Origin of the sequence: Wolbachia endosymbiont (group B) of Pilophorus perplexus (genome assembly GCF_964028155.1) — a bacterium.
GTDB lineage: Bacteria > Pseudomonadota > Alphaproteobacteria > Rickettsiales > Anaplasmataceae > Wolbachia.
Genome location: NZ_OZ034754.1, coordinates 1,463,893 through 1,481,333 on the forward strand (window position 1 = coordinate 1,463,893; position 17,441 = coordinate 1,481,333).

Genomic DNA, 17,441 nt, shown 5'->3' on the forward strand with positions numbered 1-17,441 from the left:
CTTTACAGCAACAATTACCTTAAGTTAGTAACTATTGTTGCAGTTAAAGTATCGATGCCTTTTTTCTTTTATTTTTTTGCAATTCTCAGCATTTTATCTGCTGTATGCGTAATTAGTGTAAGAAATCCTGTGCATGCAGTATTATTTTTAATTTTCACCTTCGTTAACTCTGCAGTTCTTTTCATTCTCCTTGGAGCTGAGTTCATTGCTATGATGGTGATGATAGTATACATCGGTGCGGTTGCGGTGTTGTTCCTCTTTGTAGTTATGATGCTCGATATTGACTACATAAGGTTGCGCCAGGGTTTTGCAAAGCATTGCACTCTTGGTGCTATGTTGTGTGTTGTGTTTTTTCTAGTCATCAGCTTTGTAATCCGCAGCTCAGCACCGAATATAAGCAATGTTATAAACTATAATACCAATAATGTGAAAGCTATTGGTAATTTGCTGTATACCGACTACATGTACGCTTTTCATCTTTCTGGTATTCTGCTGCTTGTTGCAATTGTCGGTGCAATTGCTCTTACTTTGCAGGACAAGAAAAAAGGAGTTAAAAAACAGAATGTATTAAAGCAATTGACACAATCTTCATCTGTAAAATTAGTTAAGGCTAAATTTGGAAAAGGAGTAGAATGGAAATAGGATTAAATCACTTTTTGATAGTTGCTGCTGTTTTGTTCACTATTGGAGTGTGCGGTATTTTCATCAACCGTAAGAGCATAATCAATATATTGTTATCAATAGAAATATTATTGCTGGCAATTAATATCAACTTAGTTGCTTTTTCTGCCTTTATGAATGATATAGTTGGGCAAATTTTTGTGATGTTTGTGTTGACTGTTGCGGCAGCAGAGTCAGGAGTTGGGCTTGCAATATTGGTTGTATATTATAGAAGCCGTGGCAATATAGATGTTGAACAAGCAAATTTAATGAAAGAATGATGGATATACTGAAATTAATAGTATTTTTGCCACTCTTTGGTTCGCTGTTTGCAGCACTTTTTAGAAGAGGTGTTTTTAGTCAGTTAGTTACAACGGCAGGGATTGGAATATCTGCAGTTTTATCTTGGTATGTTTTTCTCACCTTCTCTGAAAATTATCACTTGAGTTTATTTCCTTTATTTTCATTAAGTGTATTAAAAGTAAATTGGGCAATTAGTGTGGATGCTCTCTCATCCTTAATGCTTATTGTTATTACCACCGTTTCACTGGTAGTACATCTCTACTCTATCGGTTATATGGAGCATGATAAGGGGAAGTCGAGGTTTTTTTCTTACCTATCGCTATTTACGTTTTGCATGATTGTGCTGGTTGTAAGCGATAATTTCGTGCAGCTTTTTTTTGGCTGGGAAGGGGTTGGCCTATGTTCTTATTTACTCATAGGATTTTGGTTCCAAAAATATTCTGCAAATAATGCAGCAATTAAAGCATTTGTTGTGAATAGGGTAGGAGACTTTGCACTATTGATTGGAACCTTTCTTATTTATTATACATTTCACTCTTTGAATTTTACTGAAGTTTTTGACACAACTGATCTTCTTGGCACGCAGAACATTAGGGCATTCTGCTGTGAATTCAAAGTAACTCATATAATATGCATATTACTTTTTATTGGCTGTATGGGTAAATCTGCACAGCTTGGTTTACATGTTTGGTTGCCAGATGCAATGGAAGGGCCAACCCCTGTTTCTGCACTCATTCACGCAGCAACGATGGTAACAGCAGGTATATTTTTAGTAGCAAAATGTTCTCCATTATTTGAGCTATCAAATGTGGCACGAGAATTAATAGTTATTGTTGGGGCACTTACTGCTTTCTTTGCAGCTACGGTTGCGATTACTCAGAACGATATAAAAAAAATAATTGCTTATTCAACCTGCAGTCAACTTGGTTATATGTTCATGGCATGTGGGCTTTCTGCTTACAATGTTGCTATTTTTCATTTAATGACACACGCTTTTTTTAAAGCTCTACTATTTCTTGGTGCTGGCAATGTGATTCATGCAATGCATCATGAGCAAAACATTCAGAAAATGGGAAATTGCTGGAAGAAAATCCCTTGCACTTATACTCTCATGTGGATTGGATCTCTTGCGCTTTCTGGAATATTTCCATTTGCAGGTTTTTACTCAAAGGATTTGATAATTGAACATGCTTATAGCACGGATAGCTTTGCTTTTGTAATAAGCTTAGTTGTTGCATTCTTCACAGCGTTTTACTCTTGGAGGTTATTGCTTCTTGTGTTCCACAGCCAAAAACAAAGTAAAATTAATATACATGAGGCACCAAAGATTATGCTTATACCATTACTGATACTCGCTTTTGGATCAGTATTTTCTGGAATATGGGGAGCAAATATTTTGAACATAACTAGTAATGCGTTTTGGAAATCAAGTTTAGTGATGATTGATGAGCATGGAGTTCATAATTTCTTTATAAAACTACTGCCAACCTTAGCAAGCCTAAGTGGAATAGCACTTGCGTGCCTAATTTACCAATATCAAGTAATTAGGCAAATTAAGAGTAAATTTTTACTTAAGTTTTTGCAGAATAAATGGTACTTTGATGAGGTGTATGAGTTTGTTATAATTGCACCGATAAGGTTTATATCTAGGCTTCTATGGAAGTTTGATGTTAAGGCTATTGATTCATTTGGACCAAATGGTGTTGTAAGGTTGGTTAATGAATGTTCAAAAAGTTCTATAAAGTTACAAACTGGTTATATATTTGATTATGCATTTATTATGTTTGTTACTTTAATAATCGGTGCTTTATATATTATTGGAATTAAATAGAAGGTGTTGTTACTTAGTATATTCTTGCTTCCACTGATAGGAGCGTTGATTTTATCCTCGATCAGGATTAATCATCAATCTATACACCTAAAATTCCTTGCCCTATTTTTTGCTATACTTCCATTTTTGCTTAGCATTGTAGCTTGTATAGAATTTGATTATAACAATGCGGACTTTCAGTTTGTCAGCTATCCAATCAAGAATGTAGGAATAGGGATAGATGGTATATCGTTGCTTTTCCTTCTGCTTACAACTTTCTTGTTTGTAATTTGTATACTCTATAACTGCAAAATGAGTTATACGACCCTAAAAGCCTATATGGCATTATTTCTACTGCTTGAGAGTTTTGTAGTCGGTTTTTTCGTTTCACTGAATGCTATAAGCTTTTATGTGTTTTTTGAAGCTGTTTTAATACCAATGTTCTTTATTATTGGCATTTGGGGAGGGAAGCAAAGGATATATGCGACGTTTAAGTTATTTCTTTATACATTAACTGGCTCATTATTATTTCTGCTTGGATTGGTGTATATCTATAGTACTTTTGGGACGTTTAATATACAAAAATTAGCTACATTAGTGCCAAGCCTTGATCTTGAAGTGCAGTCATTGCTGTGGATTACATTTTTTATTTCTTTTGCAATAAAAGTACCTATGTTTCCATTTCACACTTGGCTTCCTGATGCGCATGTGCAATCACCAACTTCTGGATCTGTGATTTTAGCTGGCTTGCTTATTAAAATGGGGGGATATGGATTTTTAAGGTTTTCTATTCCAATGCTTCCTCAGGCAAGTTTGTATTTTTCAAATTTCGTTGTTGTGCTGAGCATTATTGCGGTGATATATGCTTCTCTAGTTGCGTTTGCTCAAGATGATATAAAGAAGTTAATAGCTTATTCTTCAATAGCACATATGGGGATCGTTACCGCTGGCCTCTTTTCATTTTGTGAGGAAGGAGTACTGGGTAGCATATTTCAAATGATTAGTCATGGCCTTATTTCTGCTGCTTTATTTTTGTGTGTTGGAATGCTATATACTCGAACTGGAACTTTGGAGATTGCAAAGTATTTTGGCATAGTAAACACAATGCCAAAATTTGGTTTTATGTTCATTTTATTTTCAATGGCTTCAATAGGGCTACCTGGAACATCTGGATTCATAGGTGAGTTTTTGGCTATGGTTGGAATGTTTAAGAGCATAGGGTTTTTTACAGGATTTATCGCACTTGGCACTATTTTAAGCGCAGTTTATATGCTGAATTTATGTAAGCAAATAATATGGGGGGTTAGCTATTCTAAATTATTAAATAATCGCTTGGATAGCATAGAATTTTCTGTCTTAATTCTGCTTGCAGTGTTTGTTATTTTGCTTGGATTCTACCCAACCCTTGCACTGAATTATTTGAAGCCATGTATGGCAAATTTGTTAGTCAAATATAATGCGCTATGAATTATATACAGATATTGCCGGAAACGTTCTCTATTATCTCCTCGTTAGTGTTGCTACTACTTGGAATTATATTTAACCGCCGAACTATCAACTTATTAGCACTTGGCTGCACAGTGGTAACTTTGATTATTTTAATTATTTCGGCAGAAAACAATGAAATTTTTCTCTTTAATTCGTTGTTAAAACTCAATTTATACATCAGGTCAGCCCAAGGGTTAATTCTCAGCACAGGAATTTTAATACTTTTGATGATGAATTTATCAAAATATGACTATAAATATGAATTTTCAATACTGATTCTTTTTGCGCTATTTGGCATGATAACTTTGGTTTCAGCAAATAGTCTGATTTCTTTTTATTTAGCTTTTGAGTTGATGAGTATATCTTTGTATGTTCTTGCGAGCTTTAATAAAGATTCAGCTTATTCATGTGAAGCAGGAGTGAAATATTTTACACTTAGTGCACTATCTTCCTGCATTATGCTGTATGGAATGTCGCTGCTTTATGGATATACAGGACAAGTCAATTTCTCTGAGCTCGGTTCATTCTTGCAAAACCATCAGATAACTTATGGAATAGTTTTTGGGTTAGTTTTTATCCTTATTGGTTTGTGTTTCAAGCTTGCTATTGCTCCTTTTCATATGTGGGCTCCAGATGTCTATCAAGGTGCACCTACCATAGTAACTGCGTTTTTTTCTACGGCCCCAAAAGCTGCACTTGTAACATTTTTAATGCGACTGATGAATGAAGAGTTAGTAAATGTAAAAAGTTATGTTCAGCCTATTTTCTTATACTTTTCAGCATTGTCTGTGCTTATCTCAGCTTTTGGGGCCTTGCGTCAGCAAAACTTAAAAAGGCTGCTTGCTTACAGTTCAATTGGTCACATTGGTTTTATATTTGCTTCACTTTCTATTTTTACACAAGCAGGAACAGATAGTGCCTTAATGTATCTGGTGATATATATCATCACAAGCATAGGGCTATTCTCATATCTCGTACAAATTGACGATGATGATTGTGATATTGCAAATTTATCTGGTATAGGAAAAAAGCAACCAATTTTAGCATTCCATCTTTCTATACTATTACTCTCGATGTCGGGAATACCTCCACTTGCAGGTTTTATCGCTAAATTTTTTATATTCAAAAGTTTAATAAATTCTGGCTTTATCAGCCTGTCTTTGATCCTTGTAATATCGAGTGTGATATCATGCTACTATTATTTAAATATCATGAAAGTTATGTATTTTGATAAAGCTAGTGGTAATAAGGTTGCTTATTCTAAGAGTCTATTCATTATCACTTCAGTGGCTTCACTGATCAATCTCGTTCTTTTCTTGTATGTAGAAGATCTTGACTCACTCATTAAACTAAAGGGCTGACAAGGTGATCCTTGAAGGTTTTCGTATTTATCATTACAAAGAAGTTCCAAGTACTAATAAAGAAGCATTGGGTTTAATTGAGAAAGGGATATCAAATGAAACTGTCATTATTGCTGATAAACAAACAGAAGGCAGGGGACGCACTGGAAAAAGCTGGATTTCTCCAGAGGGTAATCTCTATGCGAGTTTGATAATTAACCAAGAAAAGGATGTCAGCAAATTGACAGAATTGACTTTTGTGACTGCTCTTGCTGTTGGAAATACTTTATTATCGTTAAATTTCTTGAATAATCAAACCCACTGCGGTGTCATTCCAGTGCGTGACACTGGAATCCATACTTTTTCTTCTGAATCCCAGTGTCAAAGCACTGGGATGACAAGAGATCCATTCATAAACGATCTCAATCTTCAATATAAATGGCCAAATGATGTTCTAATCGATGGCAAGAAAATAAGCGGAATATTGCTTGAAAAAAAATCCAATTCGAATTGGCTCATTATAGGAATTGGAATTAATGTCAATCATGCACTACTTCCAGGAACAACGTGCATTAGCAATTATGGTGGATCTGTGTCTAACATAGATCTGCTAAAAAAATTAATAATAAATTTTAATAAGCTAAGAAAGCAATGGCTATTTGATGGGTTTCATGCTATAAGAGAAATGTGGTTAAAAAAAGCATTCAAAATGAATGAGCAAATCAGTGTAAAGTTAGTTGACAAATTGTATGAAGGAATTTTTGCTGATATAGACAAAAGTGGTAAATTAGTGTTGCAGCAAAAGGATGGAAGCTTAATTTATTTTGATGCAGGTGAGTTATTTATTGGCAGTGCATTATGAATATATATGTAATTTTTGCTTACCTTATTAGTTTCATACTGATTGGTGGAAATTTGATTTTTACCGTTTCTTGCTATATAAAAAGTAAAAAAAACTTAGAAAGTCTTAAAAGCAACAATGAAGAAGAAACATAAGCGATTACTTATAACTTCAGGAATTTTCTGCTTTTTAAGTTGTGCAGTTTTTTTTATTTTAACAACGCTCAAAGAAAATATCTCATTTTTCTATACAGTAAGTGAGGCAATAGTTTTACCAAATAATCAAAAGCCAATCCGTGTTGGTGGAATGATTGTTGAAAATAGCGTGATACGGAGCGAAAGCGAAGTAATTTTTCAGATGACAGATTTTAATAAGAGCGTTATGGTGAAATATCAGGGAATACTTCCACCAATGTTTTCAGAAAAAAGTGGTGTTGTTGTACAAGGTAAAATGTTTGATAATGGTACCTTTCTTGCAGATACGGTGTTTGCAAAACATGATGAGAACTATAAGCCGAAAGTCCTAAAATAGATTTCCTAATTCAGTTGTATTGAAATGGTATGTGAAAGAAAGCAACAGCCTGCTAGCAAGCTGTTACTTTCCTAACTACCACAATATATCAGAGTGAGTTGGTGCTTCCCATTCTACGTTATTATGGTCAATTATTGCTGCTTTTAATCCTTCAACTTCTCCCCTTAGGTGATCAAGTTCTTCTGCCCATGTTCTATAGTTTTTATTATTATCAATAAATCCATCCTGTTGAATTAACTCATTCAAATGAGATAAACCTTTGGCCAAGCGTTGGTTTATATCAAGAGACTCTTTTCGAAGTTGTGCTATGTTGTTCATAAGTGAGGCATTCAAATCAGAAACAAACTTCTCATTTAAATCGTAGACTAACTTATCCATAACTTGATAGACGTAATGAATTGTTGCAATTTTATCTGCAATGTCCTCAAAGTTTGTGGGCTTAACTTCAACTTCTATATTGTCTATTTCTTTAAAGTTGAAATCGCTCATTTGGTTTATTACTTCAAAGTTATTTTCGCTTTCTTGTTTACTGTTGTTACTCATGTTAGCTCCTATTGAAATGGCATATACAGACTGGTATGAGGCTGTTACTTTCTTATACTTTACAACATGTCATAATAGGGTGGTGCCTCCTCAGGTAACATATCATTTAATTTAGCGGTTAAATCTGCTAGATCTTTTTGTAACCCTTTACTTTTGTTGCCTATAATATCTTGCAAACTTGCAACTTTATCTTGCTCTTCTTTTAACATACTATTCAACCTATTAATAAGTTGTTCATTAATATTATTAGCTAATTCATCAAATGCTTTTTTAACAGTATCACCACTAACCGCTTTCTTAAAGTCCTGTATATCCTTACCACTACCTGTCTTAAGTGTAATAAGACCAAGAGCGCTTATAAGTTGTTCTTCATTATTAGCACTTTGTAAAAGGTTTTGCGAGTTCTCACTCATATAAATTACCTCCATAAATTATTAAAGTTTAAATTATTTTTTAGTTTCACATGCACACTGTTAATTTATCAATATCCAAGTTCACAATAAATTATCTATTATTGCAAACTCAGTATTCATATCTTGAAAAACGTAAGTTGATGGATGTGCATCATTCCAATTTGCTTCACTCTCCTCAGGAATCATTCGGTCAACCTTATCCAGAAGCTCTTTCATTTTTTCATTTTGCTCGTTAAATTTCTCCTTCAATGCATCAAGAATAGCTTTAGAATGACCTTTACTATCAAGATTACCAATCACAGATATAACTTTCTCGTGAGGCAATTTGTGAATAATATCTTTAAGCTCTCCTGCACCTAAATTATCCAAAAGTTCTTTAAACTGCTCATTAGACATATTGCGAGCAAAAGCTTGAAGTTTGTCTGGGTTGTCAGCTAAAGACTTAATGATAATCTGAATCTTATTAGAATCAGTTAAATCTCGAGCTACTATTGCAAGTTTATCGTGGTCTAGTTTATTAATTAAATTATGTAACCTATCTCCTTCTAAAGTGTGTACTAGGGCTGGAAGTTGCTCAGACCACAATTCCTTGGAAAGAATGGTCAAATGGTGCTCATCTAAATCTTTTGCTAATTCTACAAGCTGATAATCGTCTATATTATTGATAAGTGCCTTGAACTGATCGACTTTTAAATGAGGTAAAATTTCTCTTACTTGCTCTGGATTTAATTCTCTCACTAGGGCTCCAAGCTGATCATCATTTAAAATAGGAATAATTATTTGTAATTTTTCTGGATTTAGTTCATAAGCAAGAATATGTAATTGGTGATTGGTTAAATGACTCACCAAAGTTTTCCATTGATTATCTGTTAAGTGCTTTACTAAGTTCTCTATTTGGACTTCACTAAGAGTATGGGTAAGAGTTTCTAACTGATCTTCTGTTAGTCCCCCAACAAAAATTTTAGCAAACACCTTTGATAGTATTATATTCTCTGGTATTTTAGATAATATATTTTTTACTGTTTCTTCACTGACGTCCAGCCCAATATATTGTAATGCCTGATTGTCAGGTGAATTAACAATATTTCCTTGATAATCTGAGAAATAATATTTATAAGTATCAGACAATTCTTCCTGTGTTACATAAATGTACTTAGATCTCTCAGATTTAATATCATTACGCAAAGTACCAGAACAACCTTCTTCGCAGTCTACAAAGTACGATTTCATTGATAGCTTGACTAACATATCATTATAATATACAAATGCACAACTGTTTTTTGTATAACATGGTTTATCTCTAGAAAAACTACCTTTCAAAGTATTTCCCTCTTCGTTCCTTATGCAATAAAAGGTATCTCCAAGGATGTTATTGCCGCATAATCTTATTGGTAATTCTATCGTTTCATCTTCTTTTCCCAGTTGCACAAGCTTAACTTTTTTAACCGATTGAAAAAGAGAAAATTCAGGCCAATAGACGTTGTTACCAAATCCTTTTGATAATTCCTCTCCGGGTACCATCTTAAAAACGCGTTTCTTGCTACTCATAAGTATTTCCTAATCAACTTAATTATAGCTATTCTAACATTTATTGATTAATTTATTGTTAAGTTAGTATATATCAGAATTATAATAACACACATTACTTGCATAAAGAAAAGTTACAGAAAGAGGGATTTTTTAGGAAACTAGTATAAAACACTCCTAGATTAAAATAAGCTGACTTTATGATACGCTAGAACCTATATTGGTGGAGGCAAGCGGGATCGAACCGCTGACCTTCTGCGTGCAAAACAGATGCTCTACCAGCTGAGCTATGCCCCCAATTCTTGCTTAAAGCATAAATCACTCACGCTGAAATGCAAGAAATATTTATTTGTGAGGCTATTGCTAAATAGTGCACAAATTCTGCATTTATGTATAATTCTCTATCTTTTTAGAGTTGTACGTCAGCTTTACCAAAATGAATCTTTGAATTAACAAGAAGTTTTCCTTCAAAAATTTTTAATTAAATTATCACTAATGCAGTACATTATGTAATTTATTTAACCACACATGAAAATTTTAGTTTGATTAAAACGGATAAAAACTATATTACTGTTTAGTGTAGCTGAAAAATAAAATGATCCCGTAGCTCAGCCGGTAGAGCAACTGACTTTTAATCAGTGGGTCACGCGTTCGAATCGCGTCGGGATCACTTAGAATCTTAAAAGCATGCTAAAAGAACAGGACAAAATATTCACAAACTTAAATGGTAAAGAAACACCACTACTTGAGGGTGCAAAAAAACGTGGTAGTTGGCAAAAAACAAAGGAATTACTGGATTTAGGATCAGAAAAAATCATTGAGGAAGTAAAGAAATCTGGCTTGAGAGGTCGAGGGGGTGCAGGATTTTCTACTGGCCTTAAGTGGAGCTTTATGCCTAAAAATACTTCAAAAGCGTATTTAGTAGTCAATGCAGATGAGTCAGAACCTGGTACGTGTAAAGATAGAGATATATCACGATATGAGCCACATAAGTTACTTGAGGGAATTCTTCTAGCTGGCAGAGCGATCAGCGCATCAGTTGCATATATTTATATCAGGGGTGAATTTTATAATGAATATTTAGTTCTAAAAAAGGCACTTGAGGAAGCCTATAAAGAAAACTTAATTGGAAAAAATGCCTGCAAATCAGGTTATGATCTTGATGTATTCATTCACAGAGGTGCAGGAGCTTATATATGTGGAGAAGAAACAGCTCAACTTGAATCAATTGAAGGAAAAAAAGGCTTTCCTCGCATGAAACCTCCATTCCCTGCAGGTGTTGGACTTTTTGGCTACCCAACCACAATAAACAACGTTGAAACTATAGCCATGGTTCCAGATATTCTAAATCGCGGAGGAGAGTGGTTTGCATCTCTTGGTAAACCAAATAATACTGGCACTAAGGTCTTTTGCATTTCAGGGCATGTAAATAATCCATGTAATGTTGAAGAAGAGCTCGGAATTTCACTGCGTGAATTAATTGAAAAATACGCAGGTGGAGTGAGAGGAGGTTGGGATAATTTACTTGCTGTAATACCTGGTGGGTCTTCAGTCCCACTAATTCCAAAATCTATATGTGATACTATTGAAATGGATTTTGATTCATTAAGGGCTGCACAATCAGGGCTTGGTACTGCTGCTGTAATAGTGATGGATAAATCAACTGACATAATAGCTGCAATAGAAAGATTATCACATTTCTATATGCATGAGTCCTGCGGACAATGTACACCATGCCGTGAAGGCACTGGATGGATGTGGAGGATTATGAGAAGAATGGTAGCAGGAAATATTAAACCTGGTGAAGTAGATAAGCTACTTGACCTTACAACTCAAATAGAAGGGCATACAATTTGTGCACTTGGCGATGCTGCAGCTTGGCCAGTTCAAGGATTAATCAGACATTTTCGTCATATAATTGAAGAGAGGATAGTAACTTAACTTATACTTTTAAATGATTTTACTACTTAGCAGCTAAAGTTAAAGAATATTGATTTCCTTCCCTTTTAGGTGCTAATTCTACTTTTGCAATATCTTCAGCGTCTCTAATTAGCCGTTCTAATTTTTTCAGTCCAACTTCAGTGTTTACAAGCTCTCTCCCTCTAAATCTCATTGTGACTTTAATTCTATGTCCATGCACAAGAAAATCCCTTGCTTGACGCAATTTTGTTTCGTAGTCGTGATCACCAATATTAGGACCCAGTTTAATTTCTTTTATAGTTAATGTTTTTTGTTTCTTTTTTGCTTCACTTGCCTTCTTTTTTATATCATACTTTTGTTTGCTATAGTCCAGAATTTTACATACTGGAGGAGTTGAATCAGGTGCAATTTCTACCAAGTCTAAATTAACACTTTGTGCAACTTCCAAAGCTTTTTCTATTGGAACAATTCCGACCATTTCACCACTATGATCAACTAAGCGTACCTCCTTAGCTGTGATGAGTTCATTAATTCTGTTTTTATTGTTCTTTTTGACTTGCAAATTTTAGCTCCATTAATTCAAATTAATAATCTTTAACAGCAATTCAGTAGCATTCTCCAAAGAAAAAGACTCCTGTTTTTCCGATCCTAAATTTCTCACTGACACAGTTTTATTTGTAACTTCATTTTTGCCTATGATCCATAATATAGGTACCTTACTTGAACTATGCAAACGTATCTTATAGCTAATTTTTTCATTGGTCAAATCAGTTTTGATTCTCACACCTTGTTCTTTTAAAACGTTGCTGATTTCTGTAGCATAACCGTCAGACTCATTTGTAATGGTCAGAATAGCAAGCTGTGTTGGAGCAAGCCAAACTGGAAATTTTCCTGCATAATTTTCTATTAAAATTCCAATAAAACGCTCAAAAGTTCCAAGAATTGCCCTATGTAACATGACAGGGTGATGCTTGTGCCCGTCTGTTCCTATATAAAAAGCTCCAAGCCGCTCCGGTAAAATAAAATCAACTTGCAACGTTCCACATTGCCAATTTCTACCTATTGCATCTTTCAAAATAAACTCTAACTTTGGACCATAAAATGCACCTTCACCAGGATTAAGTTCATAACTAAGCCCTGCTTCTTTAACTGCTTCAAGCAGTGCTCTTTCAGCTCTATCCCACACTTCATCATTACCTGATCTAGTATCTGGACGGTCTGAAAATTTCACAGAAATTTCATTGAACCCAAGTTCTGAATATACTTCTTTTAAAAGGTCACAAAACTTTACAGTTTCAGAATTCACTTGTTTTTCCATACAAAAAATATGTGCATCGTCTTGCGTAAAACCACGCACTCGCATCAGTCCATGCAATGAGCCTGAGCTTTCATTTCTATGGCATGTGCCAAACTCTGCCATACGTATCGGTAAATCACGATAGCTTCTGATGTGAGAATTAAAAATCTGCACATGACAAGGGCAATTCATGGGTTTTATTGCTAGCTTTTTACTTTCAGATTCATCAATAATGAACATATTTTCACGAAACTTATCCCAATGTCCCGATTTTTCCCACAGCTCTTTGCTTACTAAAATAGGGGTTTTCACCTCAAAGTAGCCATTGTTCATTAACTTTTTTCTGATGTAAGACTCAAGAACATTATATAAAGTATATCCCTGTTCATGCCAAAAAATCTGCCCAACAGCTTCCTCTTGAATGTGAAATAAGTCCATATCCTTAGCAATTTTGCGGTGGTCGCGTTTTTCTGCTTCCTCCAGACGTTTAAGATAAGTATTTAATTCATCCTTATTTCTCCACGCGGTGCCATATATTCTTTGCAACATTGGGCCCTTAGAATCGCCACGCCAGTATGCACCTGCTACTTTCATAAGTTTAAACGCTTTAACTCTGCCAGTTGATGGTGAGTGCGGACCACGACATAGGTCTACAAAGTTGCCTTGTTTATAAACAGTTAGGTTTTCGTTTTCTGGTATTGATGAGACAATATCAACCTTGTATCTTTCACCTATATCACTAAAGAAATCAATTGCCTGCTTACGAGTCCAAACTTCTCGGACGAATCTGTGGTTACTTTTTATAATTTCCTTCATTTTTTTTTCTATTGCAGCAAGATCGTCCGTGGTAAAGGTACGATCTGTAGCAAAATCATAGTAGAAACCATCTTGAATTGTTGGCCCGATAGTAATCTGAGTATTAGGAAAGAGCTCTTTTACTGCCTGCGCCATTATATGAGCAGCATCATGCCTTATTATATCTAAACCCGCTTCGTCACTCAGTTGTATTACCTCTATCTCTGTATCAGATTCAATTTCACGTGAGAGATCATACAACTCACCATTTACCTTAAAGGCAATTGCTTCTCTCAAAGCATCCGGTTGTAATATATCAAAGCCAGTGACTCTACCACTGTATTCTTTTACTTTTTGTTCGGCTAAAAAGGTAACTTTTATCATTCATTAGACCTTTTATCATCCCAGTGCTTGACACTGGGATCCATGTTTCTTTCTTTTCTAGATTCCAGCGCCACGCGCTGGAATGACACCAAAAGGTGAGCTACTGATCTTTCAGTTAAATAACAGTTGTACAAGAGATCTATTACATACTTGCTGTAAGAAATTTTAATTGTTGACATACCTAGTTAATAATACGGCCTATTCTTTTTTAACCTGAGTGCAATTGCTTCTTCCCAAACTTCACCATTACGCAATAGCTTTTCTTTATTGTACATTAGCTCCTCTCTTGTTTCAGTAGCAAATTCAAAGTTAGGACCCTCCACAATTGCATCAACTGGACATGCCTCTTGGCAAAGTCCGCAGTATATGCATTTTGTCATATCAATATCATAGCGCGTAGTGCGGCGACTACCGTCTTCTCTTTCCTCTGCTTCAATAACTATTGCTTGAGCAGGGCAGATAACTTCGCATAACTTACAAGCTATGCATCGTTCTTCACCATTTGGATACCTACGCAGCGCATGCTCACCACGAAACCTTGGACTTAAAGGGCCCTTCTCCATAGGATACCTCAAAGTAACCTTTGGTTTGAACATATATTTTAATGTAATAACAAACCCTTTAATTAACTCTACAGAAGACCAATACCAAGCTAATTTCTTGAGCATAATATTTAAAACTTGTGTCAGTCATTATAAATCATATTATCAGTTTTCAAAATAAATATTTTCATCTGGATGACTTTTGTAGTTTTTCTATACAATATATTTACTAATACTGAATTAATATGAATAAGTAATATAAGCAAAAATTTTTTAGATTAGGTATTTCGATTTCTTAAATTGCTAAGTAGTTTATATAAATAATGACAAACACAAATGAAACTATTTTTGCTTTGTCGACCGTATTTGGTAAGTCAGGAGTTGCAGTAATCAGAATTTCAGGCAACTACGCCCTTAAAGCTTTAAATCATTTTCATATTAAGAAAAAAATTAAACCAAGATTTGCTACTTTAGTTGATCTATATGATGATTCCAATCAATTGATAGATAATGGAATAATCATCTATTTCCCTGCTCCAAACAGTTTCACTGGCGAGGATGTTATAGAGTTACAAGTGCATGGAAGCAAGGCCGTCATAAAAATCATCTTGGAGAAATTATCAAAAATTTTCGTTATGGCCAGGCCTGGAGAATTCTCACTTAGGGCTTTTCTAAATGGTAAATTTGACTTAACGCAAATAGAAGGAATTGCAGACTTAATTGATGCTGAAACGAAAATGCAAGCTAAACAAGCGATTAAGCAGATGTCAGGAGAATTGGAGAGACTATACAGCAATTGGAGGCAAAGATTAATAACGATACAATCTAAAATCGAAGCATATATAGACTTTCCAGAGGACATTTGGGCAGAAAAAAGTGAATTGGAAAAAATTAATAATGAAGTGCAATCTCTCGTGCAGTTGATACAAGAGCATTTAAATGATAATAGACGGGGCGAAAGGTTGCGTGAGGGTTTACATATTGTAATAACTGGTGAACCAAATGTCGGTAAATCAACTCTGTTTAATTTCTTAGCCAAGCGTGATATTGCTATTGTTTCTGAATATGCAGGCACAACAAGAGATATACTTGAAGCTCATATTGACATTGGCGGATACCCAATCATTCTCTCTGATACTGCTGGAATTCGTGAAAGTTCAGATCCAATAGAATCAGAAGGTATAAGTCGAGCAAAAAAGAGGTCTTTTGAAGCTGATTTAAGAATAGAGCTATTTACTTTTGAACAACGTTATAATATCAATTGCAACGTTGTAAATAGCGATACTATTTATGTATTGAGCAAAGCTGACGATGTTATCAATAATCACAATATAAAAATTAATGGCATAGATCTTTTACCCATTTCTATTCTAAAGGGAATAGGTACAAACAAATTGATCTCTCTCATAAAAGAGAAGGCAAAGGAAAAATTTGGGCATGATAGAGACACTCCTGTGATTACTCGGCAAAGACATAGGAATCACATGCAGAAAGCACTGGAACATTTACAGCGTTTTAATATCTATAATCCAATTGAGTTGATATCTGAAGACTTGAGGCTTGCTGCATTTGAACTTGGTGCAGTAATTGGAATTATTAATGTTGAGGAAATATTGGATAGTGTGTTTAGTAGCTTTTGTGTAGGCAAGTAAGATTTTTATAGATTGCTTGAAATTAAATATTGTGGTAAAAAAGAGGTGGACGGATGGCCGAGCGGTTTAAGGCACCAGTCTTGAAAACTGACGTACGGAAACGTACCATGGGTTCGAATCCCATTCCGTCCGCACTTACTTCTCAGATTTAAAATGTTAGTTAATTTTTAGAGCTTATTTAGATGGTTCGTAACGCTGGAAATCTTGTCTAATCTAGCCACATCTTTTAAAAATACATCCCTTTGTAAATTGACCTTGTTAGCAAAGAAAGCTAATATCTATAAATAGATCACCATCTGAATATGGAAACCGATATAGTAATAATAGGTGCAGGGCCTATTGGAATATTCACTGCTTTTCAAGCGGGAATGCTTGATATGAGATGTCATGTAATAGATGTTTTGGATCAAGCAGGAGGACAATGCACAGCTCTTTACTCAGAAAAGCCAATATATGATATACCTGGTTATCCTGTAATTACTGCCCAAAAATTAATTGAGCAGTTAATGGAGCAAGCTTCACCGTTTGAGCCTGTTTACCATTTAAGTCAAAAAGTGGAAAATATTTCAAATAACGAAGGTGAAAACTTTACTATCATAACGAACATAGGTACAGAGGTAAAATGCAAAGCCGTTATCATTGCTGCAGGTAACGGAATGTTTGAGCCTAATCGTCCACCCTTAAGTGGTATATTAGAATATGAAAATAAATCTGTGTTTTATAGCGTAAATAAGATTTCTGATTTTCAGGATAAAACTATAGTCATTGCAGGGGGGGGTGATTCTGCGGCTGATTGGACTGTAGAACTTTCTAAGGTTGCGAAGAAAATTTATGTGATACATAGGAGAAAGGAATTTCGCTGCACTCCTGAAACTAGAAATAAATTAGAATCACTTGAAAATGATGGAAAGATAGAACTGGTAGTGCCATATCAATTACACGAACTAGCAGGAGGTAATGGGCAGTTGAGAGCAGTGATAGTAAAAAACATTGCCTCTAAGGAAGAAAAAGAAATATCCGCTAATTTTTTGCTGCCATTTTTTGGACTGTCAATGAATCTTGGTCCAATAAACAATTGGGGTATACAGTTAGAACATAGCCGCATAGTTGTTAATTCAGCTACGCTTAGAACTAGTAGAGATAGAATATATGCAATCGGAGATATAGCTACTTATCCAGGCAAACTAAAATTGATACTAAATGGTTTTGCTGAGAGCGCCATGGCTTGTTATGACATATACAAAGTAATTCACAATTCTCCAGTTAATTTTCAATATTCAACTTCAAAGGGAATTCATGGAAATAAAGAGTAAGGAGATCCATGAACCTACATGGAGTTATCTCAAGCATAAGGGAATACAAACGAAAAAGATTACTTTACAAATTTCCCCAACT

Annotated in this window: 16 protein-coding genes and 3 tRNA genes; 12 read left to right on the forward strand and 7 right to left on the reverse strand. The window is 34.8% G+C overall.

Features of this window, described 5'->3' with window-relative positions:
- The first annotated feature begins 54 nt into the window (after positions 1–54).
- From ABWU28_RS07065 to ccmE, 7 genes are all read left to right on the forward strand, one after another.
- On the forward strand, positions 55–642 hold the full coding sequence (locus tag ABWU28_RS07065) for an NADH-quinone oxidoreductase subunit J (RefSeq protein ID WP_012481965.1): 588 nt from the start codon (positions 55–57) through the stop codon (positions 640–642).
- Complete coding sequence (gene nuoK / locus ABWU28_RS07070) at positions 633–941, forward strand: NADH-quinone oxidoreductase subunit NuoK (protein ID WP_006012916.1); 309 nt, start codon at positions 633–635, stop codon at positions 939–941. Before ABWU28_RS07065 ends, nuoK begins: the two co-directional genes overlap by 10 nt.
- The gene (nuoL, locus tag ABWU28_RS07075) at positions 938–2,794 is read left to right on the forward strand and encodes an NADH-quinone oxidoreductase subunit L (RefSeq protein ID WP_052265006.1); all 1,857 of its coding nucleotides are present in this window, start codon (positions 938–940) and stop codon (positions 2,792–2,794) included. Before nuoK ends, nuoL begins: the two co-directional genes overlap by 4 nt.
- 3 nt (positions 2,795–2,797) lie before the next feature.
- Positions 2,798–4,240: a NuoM family protein gene (locus ABWU28_RS07080; protein WP_214303156.1), complete on the forward strand. Its 1,443-nt coding sequence runs from the start codon at positions 2,798–2,800 to the stop codon at positions 4,238–4,240.
- Positions 4,237–5,622, forward strand: a complete 1,386-nt coding sequence (locus ABWU28_RS07085; protein ID WP_353275223.1) for an NADH-quinone oxidoreductase subunit N — start codon at positions 4,237–4,239, stop codon at positions 5,620–5,622. The genes ABWU28_RS07080 and ABWU28_RS07085 overlap by 4 nt, the downstream gene beginning before the upstream one ends.
- A 4-nt stretch (positions 5,623–5,626) precedes the next feature.
- A complete protein-coding gene (locus tag ABWU28_RS07090; RefSeq protein WP_264376672.1) occupies positions 5,627–6,463 on the forward strand; it encodes a biotin--[acetyl-CoA-carboxylase] ligase in 837 nt (278 codons plus the stop codon).
- A gap of 117 nt (positions 6,464–6,580) precedes the next feature.
- Positions 6,581–6,973 (forward strand): cytochrome c maturation protein CcmE, encoded by a 393-nt coding sequence (ccmE, locus tag ABWU28_RS07095; RefSeq protein ID WP_012481969.1) that lies wholly within the window; start codon positions 6,581–6,583, stop codon positions 6,971–6,973.
- Between the two features lie 75 nt (positions 6,974–7,048).
- On the opposite strand, the gene ABWU28_RS07100 is transcribed toward ccmE, so the two are convergent.
- From ABWU28_RS07100 to ABWU28_RS07115, 4 genes are all read right to left on the reverse strand, one after another.
- Positions 7,049–7,516, reverse strand: a complete 468-nt coding sequence (locus tag ABWU28_RS07100; RefSeq protein WP_262986272.1) for a hypothetical protein — start codon at positions 7,514–7,516, stop codon at positions 7,049–7,051.
- Positions 7,517–7,575: 59 nt separating this feature from the next.
- Positions 7,576–7,929: a hypothetical protein gene (locus tag ABWU28_RS07105; protein WP_214303161.1), complete on the reverse strand. Its 354-nt coding sequence runs from the start codon at positions 7,927–7,929 to the stop codon at positions 7,576–7,578.
- Between the two features lie 81 nt (positions 7,930–8,010).
- Entirely contained in the window at positions 8,011–9,477 is a 1,467-nt protein-coding gene (locus ABWU28_RS07110) for an MgtE intracellular N domain protein (RefSeq protein ID WP_264376671.1), read from the reverse strand.
- Between the two features lie 200 nt (positions 9,478–9,677).
- Positions 9,678–9,753, reverse strand: a tRNA-Ala gene (locus tag ABWU28_RS07115).
- Between the two features lie 300 nt (positions 9,754–10,053).
- Between ABWU28_RS07115 and ABWU28_RS07120 the strand changes: the two genes are divergently transcribed.
- Both ABWU28_RS07120 and nuoF read left to right on the forward strand, forming a co-directional pair.
- A tRNA-Lys gene (locus ABWU28_RS07120) sits at positions 10,054–10,126 on the forward strand.
- Between the two features lie 17 nt (positions 10,127–10,143).
- Positions 10,144–11,397 (forward strand): NADH-quinone oxidoreductase subunit NuoF, encoded by a 1,254-nt coding sequence (gene nuoF / locus ABWU28_RS07125; RefSeq protein ID WP_214303163.1) that lies wholly within the window; start codon positions 10,144–10,146, stop codon positions 11,395–11,397.
- Between the two features lie 22 nt (positions 11,398–11,419).
- On the opposite strand, the gene infC is transcribed toward nuoF, so the two are convergent.
- The 3 genes from infC to nuoI form a co-directional block, all read right to left on the reverse strand.
- The gene (infC, locus tag ABWU28_RS07130) at positions 11,420–11,938 is read right to left on the reverse strand and encodes a translation initiation factor IF-3 (protein ID WP_007302391.1); all 519 of its coding nucleotides are present in this window, start codon (positions 11,936–11,938) and stop codon (positions 11,420–11,422) included.
- Positions 11,939–11,950: 12 nt separating this feature from the next.
- Positions 11,951–13,852, reverse strand: a complete 1,902-nt coding sequence (thrS, locus tag ABWU28_RS07135; protein ID WP_007302392.1) for a threonine--tRNA ligase — start codon at positions 13,850–13,852, stop codon at positions 11,951–11,953.
- Between the two features lie 185 nt (positions 13,853–14,037).
- On the reverse strand, positions 14,038–14,520 hold the full coding sequence (gene nuoI / locus ABWU28_RS07140; RefSeq protein ID WP_012481971.1) for an NADH-quinone oxidoreductase subunit NuoI: 483 nt from the start codon (positions 14,518–14,520) through the stop codon (positions 14,038–14,040).
- 197 nt (positions 14,521–14,717) lie between these two features.
- On the opposite strand from nuoI, the gene mnmE reads away from it, so the two are divergent.
- From mnmE to ABWU28_RS07155, 3 genes are all read left to right on the forward strand, one after another.
- Positions 14,718–16,046: a tRNA uridine-5-carboxymethylaminomethyl(34) synthesis GTPase MnmE gene (mnmE, locus tag ABWU28_RS07145; protein ID WP_353275227.1), complete on the forward strand. Its 1,329-nt coding sequence runs from the start codon at positions 14,718–14,720 to the stop codon at positions 16,044–16,046.
- 47 nt (positions 16,047–16,093) lie between these two features.
- Positions 16,094–16,178: transfer RNA gene (locus ABWU28_RS07150), tRNA-Ser, on the forward strand.
- Between the two features lie 170 nt (positions 16,179–16,348).
- Complete coding sequence (locus ABWU28_RS07155; RefSeq protein WP_353275229.1) at positions 16,349–17,359, forward strand: NAD(P)/FAD-dependent oxidoreductase; 1,011 nt, start codon at positions 16,349–16,351, stop codon at positions 17,357–17,359.
- Positions 17,360–17,441 lie beyond the last annotated feature (82 nt).